The organism is Bradyrhizobium sp. 40 (assembly GCF_023100925.1).
Lineage (GTDB): Bacteria > Pseudomonadota > Alphaproteobacteria > Rhizobiales > Xanthobacteraceae > Bradyrhizobium.
Map to the genome: position 1 here is coordinate 4,665,677 of NZ_CP064688.1, position 12,800 is coordinate 4,678,476.

Sequence of the window (12,800 nt, forward strand, 5' to 3'; positions counted from 1 at the left end):
GTCCAACGGTTGAACGACCTCGTTTGTCAACTGTCAGAGCTGGAAGATCTGCGGCTTAAAGTCCAAGAGGCGGAGCGACGCGCCTCGGCTGGACCTGCATTGCAGTCGCCTCCGAGCACTCAATCGCAGCGGCGGCGAGCCGCGGGGGAGCGGACCCCCGAGGAGTGACTGGAACCCGATTTAACCTGCGTTAGCGAACGAGCGTAGAGGCTGTGCAGCTCGACTGCCCTGAAGGGAGTGAACTTCACCATCCTCGCGTGGTGAGGCTTGAGCAAGGGGCTGCGCATTTCGCATTTAGGTGTCTACCGCCCGGGCCGTTGCTATCTTCGGCTTTCTCGCGCGCGACAACGGGCGCCAGTCAGTTATCCGCGCAGAGCGACTGAACGCCGAACTGATTGAAAATATCGATAGGCTGTTTGCCCCTTTCCTTCTCGATGAAGGGGAATAAGGCGCAGCACGCTCGAGCGGTCGATGGGCGCAAGCGTGCATTAGCGGACTAGCTGGGTGCACAGGCCGCACGCGACAGCAATAGCGATGAGGCAGCATGGCGTCTGAAGCCTTGCCCACGCTGATGTTCGTCACGGAGCCGGCGAACTCGACCAAAAGAAGGACCAGGACTTACGTGATAGCTGCGTCATGCTGCTCGATCGGGCAGGCTGCGACTTGCTGACGATCTGCGACGTCACTGGGCATTCAAACCGAAGTGCGCAGACCATCGTGAAGCACTACCGCGCCCGCAATGCGGCTCGCGCCGATTCTGGCATCGACAGGCTTGAATTGCAGGTGCGGAAGGAAGGCATGAAGAGTGAACGCAGACCGGTAGGGCTCGTGTTAAAGTAGTGGATGGGCTTCGGTCCTAATTATCCGCCTCGTCGCACGGCGTGCGACGTACGACCATTAAAAGCGTAGTACGAGAGTCGCGCGCAGTCTGTAGCCAGGCCCGAGCGGGCGCACGGCCGCCAGCGCCGCGCGCCCGGTCCCCGCCCTACGGGAACGTCAGGCCGAAAGCGGCCGGATCGAGCTGCTCGCCTTTGCGGGGGACCAAGAAGCGCTCCAGCCCACCCAGCACGAAGCTGAGCAGCAGGGTCGCTTGACCGCCGACCACCTCGATTGTATGCGGCACACCGCGGGGAAGAGCCGCGTAGGCGCCGGGCCCCACGCGACGCGGGCATCGCCGACGCGCGCGATTAGCTGCCCCTGCACAACGTAGAGCAGCTCGTCCTCGCGCGAGTGGGTGTGCAGCGGCGGCTCCTCCCCCGCGCGCACTGTCCAAAGGACAGTGCCATATTCGCCTCCGGTCTGGCTGCTCTCCACTTTCATCTCGACGCTTGAGCCCCCAGTCGAGGTCACCGTCTCACCGCCTTGAGGCGGCGTGAGAACCGGCTGCTTCACTGACATTTGTACCCTCCTAATTGTGGACCCTTGTCTTCGGGTGTGTGGCGGCGAAAGTTGCCGCTCACGCTCGTCAGCATGGGATTGCCCGCGGCGAATGGGAAATGACCTCGCGCCATGAAGTCGATAGCCGCGCGTTATGATGGCCGCAGGCACGTGCACGGCTCTTTGCGGTCGCGCAGACTTCCGATTCCGGGATTGTGGATCCACCTGCGGCACCCAGTTTGGTCTGCAAGATCCTCGAAGCCGCAAAGACCGGCGAACGACACCGGACAAGCTGCGGCAGACCGGCCGAAAAGCCCTGACACAAGCGCCGACGACGTAGCCTTGATCGGGCGAGGTGCGGGTTGAACTTGCAGGTGACGGTGTTGAAGATCTTGGTGAGCTACCCGGACAGGTTCGCTTTGGTGGCGGACCTCAACCGCCATGTGGCGATCCTCGCCACCAGCGGCCCGGAGTGGGCCGAGCGCACCAAGCGACTGGCCGCGCGCGTGCCCGGACTGGACATCTTTTCGGACGGCCTCGTTGAGCGTCAAAATGGCGGCTGGATGATCGCGGTCAAAGGGCGAGCCGTGCTCGAGTCCATGGAGGCGCGCCGAAGCGAAGACCCTATGGTTGAGAAGGTCGCAATAGAAGCGGCTGCCGCGCCGGTGCCAGGGTTGCCGCAGCCCATGGAGCGAGCGAAGCGCCGACGCGAATGTCGCCAGCGCCGGCGCGAAGCCCGCGAACGGGCGCGAGCGCATGCTTCCTGATGCGCCCTAAGTTGCCGGAAGGGCCGAAAGGTTGACCGTTGGCTCGCATTGAAGACGAACAACTCCCCCCGACGTCCGAGTTGCTGCTGTGCCGGGTTGGCCCGGAGCGGACAATCCCGGCGGGGGCGTCGAAGCGGCCGGGCATTCCGCGGCGAGTCGCGCGAGATGGGTCCAAGTGAACCGCCGTGCACGACTGGTAATGTTTGGCGACAATCCTTATCAGTCTAGAACCGTATCTACACTTCGGATCGTTACAAGCAAGCTGACTGATGCTCCGTTCTTCAAATTGTCATCAGATTGGGTGCCACTTTCCGCCGGTGCGCTCGTCTTCAAGAGCGGATGGCGTCAATCGCGTGAGCTATCAGGACCGCAACGCTGGCCGCGATTATGATGACTAACAGCCAACTGATCACGCTCGTCTCCATCAACATTATGGATGTGAACGCGCTCAATCCCGCACAGTCAAAAAGAACCTGCCGGAAAGCTTAATTTCAGCGAGGGCTGAGGACTCAAGGCAACTCTTGCGTCCGCAGTGGTCCTATCGGCGTAATGCCAGTAGCCGGGTCCCCACCGGCTAGATTGACTGGGTCTCTGTGCAGCGCCCCCTCCCTTCGTAGCGGTAGAAAATCAGAATTGTTCCGCCGCTCGGAACAGAATGCCCGCTAGGTGGATTTCGGTTCCACCGAATTGTGTTTGCAAAACAGACAAAGGTGCGGCAGAATTTTTGCTACCGGGGCTGGCTGCATATTTCACTTGGTGTTTTTACCCGGCTTCATTTGACGACGCGTGGGCCGCAGCGATTTAACCTCCCGCTGCGGCCTTCGCGAGCGCCCCTCAAGGTACGCCCTGTCGTTGAGGCCTCATAGTCGGAGGACCGTGAGAACTCCAGCCGCAGCTTTCCCGTCTGCTCCGCTGATCGAGCTTCGCAGGAGTGGCTCGCTCTGGGCATTTAGCCATTGAGATAGTTGACCGCGAATCGATGCCGGTTGCATGAAAAGGGGCGGAATCCGCATTATGGTTTTGCTGGGCGAAGCGGATCTACCGTGGCTCAGAAGAACCCCGACGCTATTGCGGCAGTCGTGACCGCGCTCCGGCTTACTTACGGCGACGAAACGGCACGAGCCATGCTGGTCGGCGGCATGAGCCTGGCCGCGCTGATAGAGGCGATGTTCTCCGCCTCGGTTGAGCGACGCGATGCCGTTCGATACGTCGCGTCTGCCTTGGACGATCTCGCCATCTCGCCGGGACCCGGCCCGGTCTGGCACCTTCGCTACGTTTACGAAAGTCATGGCTCGTTTCGGGTCGTCGATATGGAGATTGCGACGCCAACCGGCACACTGTCCAGTAAAGACGTCTGGCTTCGTCTGCCCGTTTAGCTATCTCGCCACCTCTGCGATGTGGCCGGTGCTGTCGACGATTAGCGAGCGCGCGGTGCCTTCCTTGACGGCCCTGTAGGTCTTTATCTTTCCGGCTGGTAGTTCCTGGATGTGCGAATAGCCGGCGGCGCGAAGCTTAGCGATGATCTCCTCCGACGTCAGGCTGAGCGCGGACGAGGATCCCCAGACCAGTGCGAGGGCAGCAATGATGAAAGATCGCAGCACTTGGCTCCTTGCGCACTCGCCGCCATCGGATTGGCGCCTTAGCTTAACCGCCGACCGGCCCCGACAACGTCTCCAGGCCCGCCTCGATGGCCTCGATGTCCTGCTCGATCTGCGCAATCGACAACCTGCAGTCAAAGCCCGTCCAGGCTTTCAGGTCTCCGGCAAGGCGCCGGCGGTGCACCCTCAGCTCCTCAAGCGACTGGCGGTCTTTCAGTCTCGCATAGCCGTCCACAATCAACTCAATCGCACTCGACATGACGCTACTCCACAAAAACAATTCGGATCTAATCGGATGAGCTTAGTGCAACTTGAAAGGTTGGTGCAACTTCTACGCTGGCTTATACACCCATGCCCCTTTTGAATCCGAACGCCCAACCAAGCTTTCGACAAATAGGTCAAGATCATTGACGGGCTGGCCAGGGAGTGGACGCAGTCCTGAGGCCATTAAGCCTGAGGTGTTGAAATCCGCTATTTGCCGATGTAGTCTTCTACTTTTACTACTCGCGCTATTTGAGGCCACCTGATAGTGCTTTTTTTGTGCTGGGGAGGACATTTATGCGAGGCTCTCGCGCAATCCGTTACGCCGAACGACTTAGCGAACTCACTTCTCAGCTCTCAGAGTTGGCAGATCTTCGAGATCTGGTCGAAGAAGCTGAGCGAAGCGCCCGCGGTGTGCCTCCATTACGCTTGACACATCCTCCGTCGCGCCGCGTTCGACGCCGTGAACGGGGCGAGCCTGACGAAAGATCGCACCACTTGCCCTCCCTGCGCGCTCGCCGCCACCGGTTGGCCCGTTAGCCTAACTGGCCTCAGACCCCGAAAGCGCCTCCAGCCCCGTGCATATCGCAGCGATGTCCTGTACTGCAAAAGCGAATGTCACTTGTCGGCGAGAACACCGGCGTCAAGTAAGGTCATTTCGTAAAGATTGGTTTCAACACCTCTGGAATTGCCATGACGAAGAACGACACCGCCGTGTTCGACGCGATGCGCCCTGATCCAAACGGACGGAGACAATGGGCCGGCCGACTGGGGACGGGCGAGGCAATAAAACGGGATGGCCTGGAGCTCGACCCCGGCTCGCTCGTTTACTGTCCTCACGAGTGGATCAATGCCGCCGGCTATGTTGACCTCGAACTGGTCCGCAAATACCCGCTGATGTTCGCGGTCTAAAGTCGTGACGAACCAGAGCCGACGCGCAAGCGATCCGCCGTCGGACGAACCAGCGATTCGACGGCTGCTAAGCCGAGCGGTAAAACGCAGGCGTCCAAAGCCGCCTGTGCCACCTGTCCCGTTCGGCACTGAAACAGATCCCAACCGCGAATTTTCCCGGCACGAACCGGAGGCCGTTTGGTTCTTCGTCTTCTTGCCGATTTTCATGCTGCTCTATGCGATCGTCGAGAAAACGCACGTGAGATAGCACAGGGGCGCTAACGTGTCGCAGGTGCCGCCAGCCGCCGGGACATGCGCCGGGGAAGTGTCCAGCCGAGCGAGCACCGCATTGGGGTGATCTTGGCGCAACGAAAACTGAAGCGGCACGCATCCCTGTGGACGAACAATCACCTCCAACAGCGGGAAGTCGGCCGCTAGTCCGGGAGGTTCGTGCCACTGCGATTGACGAGTCACGCATGGGCTTAGAAGGTAGAGGGGGCGTCCGACGGTGATCGTCGCTGGCGGCAACAGGTCGAGATCTCTGGCTCGACCGTTTTGCCAGCTCCCGGGCAATCAGAGCGCGCTCCTGTGAGTAAGCCTTTTGGACTTCGATCAATGTGTCCAAAATGGAAAGCGCAAGTGTGAGCTCGCGTCCCTCGCGCTTGAGCCGAGCGATCAGCTTTTCCTGGTGGGCGATGTGTTGCTCGCCCTTGAGAACGCGGCCCTCGGCCACCGTCAAGAGTTCGCTCAGACGCAGCAGCGGCCTGACTCGACTGCGATCCGGCTCATAACAAGCGAGCCGCCGGGAACCGCACCAAACTTCGACCCGATCTTTTAACGCGGCAACTGAGCCTAGCTGAAGAGCATCTCCCGGGCCAACGCACTCAATCTCTTGCACTTCCAGTGTTCTGCCCCAGTCGTCGAGCGTGAAGACATGACAGCGCATGGACTTTTGATCAGCGCGAACAACTCAGTGCCAAGCCACACCTGCGCGGGCCGCGAGTTGGCACGCGGGCGCGGTCCTGTTGGAGGGCCGCGACTCGCACGCTGGCTGGCTCCGTGGGAAGGGGGCTTCCGTAGACTGCCAACGTTAGAGTGTGGACGGTGCCGCATTTTTCAGGCCTCTGCATTTCAGTATGTGAATCAGCTTTCGCAGGGTCTTGGGGCGACACCTCACATCCGAGCCTCGCGCAATCCACCTGCGCAGCCCTGGTCGAGTGCACCGACAGGGGCTTGTTGGCTTGAGGGCCGCTAGGCTGGACCGCGGCACGCCCGGGATAACAACTCAGTGAATGAAACTGTCTGCTGAACCCCGCGAAGCAGCCCGGAAACAGACCGAGCCCACATTGGTTCTCGCGACTTAAGTGGAGATGTCAAATGCTGACACTCAAAGTGATTGTAGCTGCTCTGGCCGCGGGATTTCTGATTTCGGTGTATTCGGGAGATTTCGGCGCCGACATCGTTCTCGCTATTGCCACCTGCCTTCCGTAGTTGTGCGCGATTGCGGAGTCGCGGCCCGACGCGTCCTAGTCCGGAAGATGCGCCGGGCCTAACCATTCCCTGCTTTCCCCGTAAGGTTTGGCTGAGTCAGCATAGTGCGATTCTGGAGGCGGCCGATACGTCTGCGTCTTTGTGCAGCGCTCCTCGCGCTTCGCAGCAAAAGGCCCATGTCCGGGAACGGCTACTCACTTTTTCATGCAAAGCCCAATCGTTGGAGAGGTCACGCACTTCGCCCCGTCCGCGGCACCGCCACTCGGGCAGAACACGGAAACTAGTGCTTCGCTGCTATCGCAATTGACTGCGCCGTCGGCCTGAACCGCTCGGATGTTGACCGTCGCCGGATCACCCTTGTCTCCCTTTTCGCCGGACCCTGCGGGCCTTGAGGCCCGTGCGCGCCGGCGGGGCCTTGTGGTCCAGGCACTCCTTGCCTTGGGCTCCCTGCGGGCCGGCTGGACCTTGCGCGCCTGGATCTCCTTTAGGCCTTGGGTCTCTCCCACACGCTGCAAGTGAGAAGCCAGCGCTCATTGCGGCCACAGCGTCATTTTATGCATTGCCAACCTCCAACGATAACATGATTAAACTTCTCGGCTAACAGCCGCGTAAGAGGCGTCAGAGGCCCTTGCTGATCGCATCTTGGAACAATCCCCTTGAACCATGATTGCCGCTCCATGAGGTGGCTCATTGGCATCCTGGCGGCGTTCCTGATCTGCCTCTTCATCTACGCCGGATCAGCCTTCGTTTCGGTCCTGGGCCTAGTTTCGGCGGTGCGAAGCGGAGATGCCGCTCAGGTGATGGCCCGGACTAATCTTCCGCGCCTCCGTCATTCGGTAGTCGATCAGGTTGTGTCCGCTTATCTCGACCGAATTGGCCGAAAGCGGCCGGTGCAGCCGTTCGAACGAATGGCAGTCAACGCATTCGGTGCGACAATTGCCGACGATCTCGCGGTCAAGCTCATGACACCGGAAAATTTGTCCGTCCTGTTGAGGAGCGGCACCGTCCGCAACGCGGCAGAAAACATTACATTTGGGACGATGTCTTCGTTTGCCGAGCTTGACCTTTCGAACATCTTTGTGTTCGTGGGGCGGATAACGCTAGTGAAGCCGGTCGAGTTTGCGGTGAAGCTCGGAGCAAATCAGGACGCCGGGAGCGTTAGCCTGCATTATGAAGGAGCGACCTGGAGGCTGTCTGGCATCACGTTGCCTCCAAAGGTCTTGTCCAGCATAGTGGACCGGCTACCAACGCGCTGAGCCCACCACGTTCAGAGAAGAAGCGAGGTTCGCGCTCTACTCGGCGCCACGTCCGACAACCAGCCATTGCTGGTGTGCGGGGAAGGCCTTGATGCCGGAGACGAGTTCGTCTCCTGGCAGATGAAACGCTCGCCTCGGACTTTCGAGCTCAAGCCAAGTAGTCCTCTGGCGGTGCCTTCCTTCAGCCCAGAACGATAGTTTCAACTCTCAGGCAGGGCATGCACCTGTAGGCATTGGCGGCGGGCAGGTTTGCAATTGCTGGCAGGAACGCGAGAAACTCCATTGGACGCTGACATCTGTTGCAAATGAGGGTTGGTGCCTTGTCCGTGCCACCGCCTTGCGCCATTGCTGGTCCGCCAAAAGGTGAGAACGGTAATTCCAATGGCCGGCGTTTACACCTCCGGACGACTACAGGGTGGCTGTATGGAAAATTGGCCCGCCAGCGTGAGCCGCTATTGCTCCTGAACCGAGACTCAGTTCTGATTTCGATCATTGTGGCCAAATTGCTTGCGGGAGGCGATCGTGAACGGCGAAGCCGGATGCACCGTTTGTAGCCAAGCTCGACTGCTCAAAGCTGTTTTCCCCGTCACCAAAGGCTACGAACTGAAGCGTTATGAATGCGGTAGTTGCGGCAGCGATCTGTGGCTGGTTACGAGAGTGTCCCGATCATCCGCGCCTAAGCAGCAAAGCGGAATATCCCGACGAGGTGCGCGGCTCAAGACCATCGAAGCGGCCTTGAGGGGCGCCCGTGGCACAGCTAATCAAAAACGGAAAGCGCCGCAAGCGTGACTGGCCCCCGCACTCCTCCATTTCTGTACGGTCAACCGCGGCGTCCCGATTGCCAGTTGAAAGCGAGATTTTGTCGTCGAGTTGCGAGACGGCCGCGACTGGGCACCATTATGATCCCCATCGCTCAGACCTCCTTCGCGGCGTCAACGACCCCACCATGCCGACCTCGCACGAAGCCATTTCCCGGCCCCGCGAAATCTTGCTGAAACAGAGGGGGCCGAAAGTACCAGAATCGAACACGGGGACGCGACATGCTAGTCCTGATGAACCTGATCTGGCGGCGCTTTGCCTACACCATGCTGGCCGGTATGCGGTCCAGGCTTGTGCGCCAATGACCAGAAGGGCGGCCGCGTAAGAAGCATCCGTGGCCGCGTCTGGCGACCCGCCCCGGAGCCCTCCCCTTGGGCGCCGCGACTTCAACCGCCCCTTCGTGAGAAAGGGGCTTTCCGTTAGACTGCGAGCGTCGAAGCCGCGACATCCCGCGGCGATGCCACCCTCTTCCGGGGGTGCGCATTTCATTGTGTGACTCATCTTTCAGTCAGGCTTGCCAAGAAGCGGCCCCAGGACGGGAAAGACCTGAAGCCGAATTACCTTCCCTCCGCGCCAGGCTGATAGGCGAACAAGGCTCGAGCCCATGTTTTTTTTAGCGGGCTAGACCGGTCCTTGCTATCCCGAACAGGCCACCCAAGTGAACCAGCGCGTTTGTTTACCCACCTTGCGCGCCTGCTGAGCCGCTAAGGGCCGGCCATTGACTCTCGGCGACATGGCCGTGAATACCGGCATGCGGCTTCAGAAGATCACCTTTGGTGAGATGCGCGAGATGGCCGAAGCGGCACCTGATCTTCTGCCATTGGGCTCGCAACTCCGTGGCCGGAGAGGTTCGCTTGTCTGGTATCGAGCCGCGCTGTGTGTGCGCCGGGCGCGGCTATCGAGGGGCGGAGGTCAGGCCGGATTTAGCAACGGCAGGCCGCCGCAGTTTGCGAGATCGAGCGCTCGTTAGAGGAACGAACGCGCAGAGGAAAAATTGGAGGCTTGTTAGCTCTCTTCTTCGAGCTGGCGGAGCGGCCCCGGCATCAACCCTCAGGCCCCCAAGCCGGGGTCGTCTCTCAGTGCGCCAGCTTCCGCTGAATTGACAAAATATCCCGGATAGCTTCCGACCGCCACCCTTTCATCTGCCAAATGGCATAGACGACCGCTAAATCAAACTGGCGCCAAGGCGGTCCTGCAAAAAGCCGGCCCCAGATGATGATTCCTGAGGCCGGAAGTTCTACGCGTCCGCTCCGAGACATCGCCCGGAGCTGGAGGCGAACGCACCCAGATTGCCGATTGTTCCCGATCAACATGGACCTGAGAGCCGGCGCACTGATGCATGTTAAGCCTTCTGCCGATTGTGAAACTGATCATATTGCGAGCCAGAGATGTTGCGGTACGATCATCGCACCGGGGCTGGCTGCATATTTCACCTCGTCGTTTTTCACCCGGAATTTTTGACCGCGCCGGCCGCAGCAGCAGTCCCCCTGCTGCGGCCTTCGTGTTCACGGCTCTTAGTACCAATGACTTCGCGTCCTGTGCCATTGGAGAAGGTATTATGCCCAAAGAGAAAAATTGCCTGATCGTTCGTGCTGCGGGAAGACAACTGGACCTGTTACGCAGCGAAGCCTCCCGCATCGCGAAAGGCAGCAATGTCGATTGGTGGATCGATCAGGCAGAGGTCGGCACTCGCTTCTGCTTCGAGAATACAAAAGCAAAAAGAGTCATTCGCTCTCGCTTGTGACAACTTCGGTATTCCCTGCCAAGACGGCTAGTCCGCAGTTGAGCTGTAAGCCGGCGGCAGGGCCGCACAACCATCAAGCAGTCCAGCGCTATCCGGCTCCCGCGCCCGGAGGTCCGCACCTGATCCCAAGCACGCGAACCGAGCCCGTCAGCGCCGGCGCCGACAGCGGGCCTTGAAGCAACGCACTGGCCGAGATACAGGCCAAGCTGTTCCGGTCCGAACTCGTTGCCACCCGCTCTGTGGCCATCGCACTGAGATCAGATTGCGCTGTGTAGAGCGCGCCTGAATGGGGCGCGAGATCAGAACCAGCTGCGGTTATTTTGGAAGCATGCCTGTTTGGTGCGGTCCCAGATGAAATCCCCGCCGCCGCAGGGTGGACGGGGGCGAGAGGTCGCCGGGCATTCGTTCCGAACCTTGGCTCCCGTGCCCCAGCCGTCAACGACACATGCGCCACCGCTTGTCCTATGACAGCCCTCGCCACAGCCACCCGCTGCGTGCGCCCCACTAGCAGCAGCGAGAACCGTGGTCGCGAGGAGCATTCCTTGCAAGATTTTGATCACTGCCAGACTCCTTGGAAGCGAATGACCCGAGCGAGAAGGAAAAGATCATAACTCCTGCCGTGCCTCTTAGCTACGATCAGCGCGGCGCGAAGTCCCCGGCTCCGCACGAACCGCTCGATGGCTGCGCTCCCCGTTCGAAGCTGTTGATCCAGCAATTTTTACAAACTGCAACCAGGTCAGCACAGCTGCATTTTTCGAATCATCCACCTGTTCTCCGGACTGGAGGGACGTTCTGTTCCCGAGGCGCGTGTGAGCCACTTGCCTCGGTCCTGCTCTTGCTGGCCAACTTAATGCTAACGCTATGTTTCGGCTTGGCAGCGTGGCGCGTTTCCGACGAGGGGACGCTGGTAAACCGGTAGCAATGGCCTAGGCTGGATGCAAACCTCGGCCTACTGACATATCCGCGTAGCCCTCGCATTGCTGAGCGCAGGCGACCACCTGCCCCGCTATGCGCCGCGACGCTGCTACGCTCTCAAGTGCAAGGCGGTCCTGAAGCATATGACGTCTAGAGTGGGTCACGAGCGGCCTTTGGTGTCCCAGGCTGCTTACTTCCGCTTGAGCTCCGGGGACGGACATCATCAGCGCCGGTCAGAATGTCCGAGATGGGCCGATTTTGTTGCAAAAGTCGGCTGCAATGGATTTAGCCGTTGGGCCTTTCGTTGAGCCGCGCTCTGAAGCACTGGCCCTGACGCATTTTACGCAACTTCGACGCCACGCTACCCGGTGCGCAGAGCCTGAGCCGGTGGCGGTCGTGCGACCAGCGATGCAAACCGCCTCAGATTCTGGGCGATGGCGGCTAGAACAAACTCATCCTGGGCGCCTTGCGGGCCGCCAATCGGAGCCGATCAAGCTTCGGATGCGCTTCAAGTGTGCGAACCTCATCTCGATCTTTTTGCGCTGACGCCGAGAGAGCTCGAAGCCCTCGGTGCCAGCGAACGACCGGGCAACGTCTCAACCCGACGAAGGGCTACGGGTTTATTCAACCTGACAACGGTGGCAAGGGTGCAGACCGCTGCATCCGTTAAGGCCGCCGGAGAGTTTCGCGGCTTGTCCGCGAAATCTAACTCGCGAAAAGGCGTACGCGCGAGCCCATACCCTCTAAAGGAGACGACAGAGTAGGCGCGAGCCGATCGGCCCCGGGAAGTTATTGGCGACGCTCAACGCGAGGCTCTCCTCGGTTTCGAGAGCAATTTCTGGGCAAGCGTGACGTCGCCCTCGGCCAAGCCACCTAATGGGACGAAGCAGCGCCCCGGTCGGCCCGGCAGCCGACGGAGTTTGGCCGGTAGACCGAGATCCGGACAGACCGCGAGGCTTTGTCGCATGAAGACCGCCAGCTGTGAACGAGGGGCCGCGAGTTGAGGCGGTAGCCCAAAATAGGAAGCGGGATCGGTCAGCGACGATCTGGACGCACGTGGAGGGGCACGACTTTATCCATGTCGCTGTGACCGGAGCGCCGGCTTTGCAGCTTCACCACCTGCTCGAGTTCGAGAGCCTCTATGGCGAGCTCATCTGCCAAGGGTTCGAAAAGTGCGCGCTTTTGCGGGTCGCTCGATCGCCTGCTCATACGGGCCAAATCCGCGGCATCGGCACGGAGTTTGTTCAATTTTTCCGTTAGGTCCGCCATGGTACCGGCCCCGTCCTAGACCCACCTCGTTATGCGTGACGGGATGCAGGTCAACGGCGGAACACGCCAGGGGTTCTTCGTTAACCGATTGTAAGGCCGACATTCGTGAAGGCCGAGATGTGTGAGCGAGCGCCCGCTAGCTTTGCCGAGCGCGTCTGCGGCTATCCGATCAATGCTTCAGTGCGCACACGTGGTTACGAGCAGCATGGTCCGGCTGCATTGCCAATCGGACCCCAACATTGGTTCATGGACTCCACGAGGAGTACCGATGACCATAGTAGTACCAGCCGCGACCAGAACAGCGGCCGTCAGCGCGAGCATTCGATACGTTGCCAAGTTCCACTTCATTGCGCTTCCCTCCAGTGGAAGCGCGCACGCTAGGCTCAGGAAATACCTCCCGCTTGTGAACTAC

9 protein-coding genes and 1 pseudogene are annotated in these 12,800 nt (G+C 60.2%); 6 read left to right on the forward strand and 4 right to left on the reverse strand.

Features of this window, described 5'->3' with window-relative positions:
• Positions 1–636 precede the first annotated feature (636 nt).
• The 3 genes from IVB40_RS22745 to IVB40_RS22755 all read left to right on the forward strand — a co-directional run bounded on the left by IVB40_RS22745 (position 637) and on the right by IVB40_RS22755 (position 3,520).
• The gene (locus tag IVB40_RS22745) at positions 637–840 is read left to right on the forward strand and encodes a hypothetical protein (protein WP_247816382.1); all 204 of its coding nucleotides are present in this window, start codon (positions 637–639) and stop codon (positions 838–840) included.
• A gap of 899 nt (positions 841–1,739) precedes the next feature.
• Entirely contained in the window at positions 1,740–2,144 is a 405-nt protein-coding gene (locus IVB40_RS22750) for a hypothetical protein (RefSeq protein WP_247816383.1), read from the forward strand.
• Between the two features lie 1,043 nt (positions 2,145–3,187).
• Positions 3,188–3,520, forward strand: a complete 333-nt coding sequence (locus IVB40_RS22755) for a hypothetical protein (RefSeq protein ID WP_247816384.1) — start codon at positions 3,188–3,190, stop codon at positions 3,518–3,520.
• Here the strand turns inward: IVB40_RS22755 and IVB40_RS22760 are convergent, their stop codons facing one another.
• Positions 3,521–3,745: a hypothetical protein gene (locus IVB40_RS22760; protein ID WP_247816385.1), complete on the reverse strand. Its 225-nt coding sequence runs from the start codon at positions 3,743–3,745 to the stop codon at positions 3,521–3,523.
• Between the two features lie 43 nt (positions 3,746–3,788).
• Positions 3,789–4,001: a hypothetical protein gene (locus IVB40_RS22765; RefSeq protein ID WP_247816386.1), complete on the reverse strand. Its 213-nt coding sequence runs from the start codon at positions 3,999–4,001 to the stop codon at positions 3,789–3,791.
• A gap of 695 nt (positions 4,002–4,696) precedes the next feature.
• On the opposite strand from IVB40_RS22765, the gene IVB40_RS22770 reads away from it, so the two are divergent.
• From IVB40_RS22770 to IVB40_RS22780, 3 genes are all read left to right on the forward strand, one after another.
• Entirely contained in the window at positions 4,697–4,915 is a 219-nt protein-coding gene (locus IVB40_RS22770) for a hypothetical protein (protein ID WP_247282802.1), read from the forward strand.
• A gap of 2,147 nt (positions 4,916–7,062) precedes the next feature.
• On the forward strand, positions 7,063–7,641 hold the full coding sequence (locus IVB40_RS22775; protein ID WP_247816387.1) for a DUF2939 domain-containing protein: 579 nt from the start codon (positions 7,063–7,065) through the stop codon (positions 7,639–7,641).
• Between the two features lie 2,158 nt (positions 7,642–9,799).
• Complete coding sequence (locus IVB40_RS22780) at positions 9,800–10,204, forward strand: hypothetical protein (RefSeq protein ID WP_247816388.1); 405 nt, start codon at positions 9,800–9,802, stop codon at positions 10,202–10,204.
• Positions 10,205–11,480: 1,276 nt separating this feature from the next.
• On the opposite strand, the pseudogene IVB40_RS22785 reads toward IVB40_RS22780, so the two are convergent.
• A pseudogene (locus IVB40_RS22785) lies at positions 11,481–11,715 on the reverse strand (transposase); the annotation flags it as partial.
• 439 nt (positions 11,716–12,154) lie between these two features.
• Positions 12,155–12,388 carry a hypothetical protein gene (locus IVB40_RS22790; RefSeq protein ID WP_247816389.1) on the reverse strand — a complete coding sequence of 78 codons (234 nt, stop codon included), beginning with the start codon at positions 12,386–12,388 and terminating at the stop codon, positions 12,155–12,157.
• Positions 12,389–12,800: the final 412 nt, after the last annotated feature.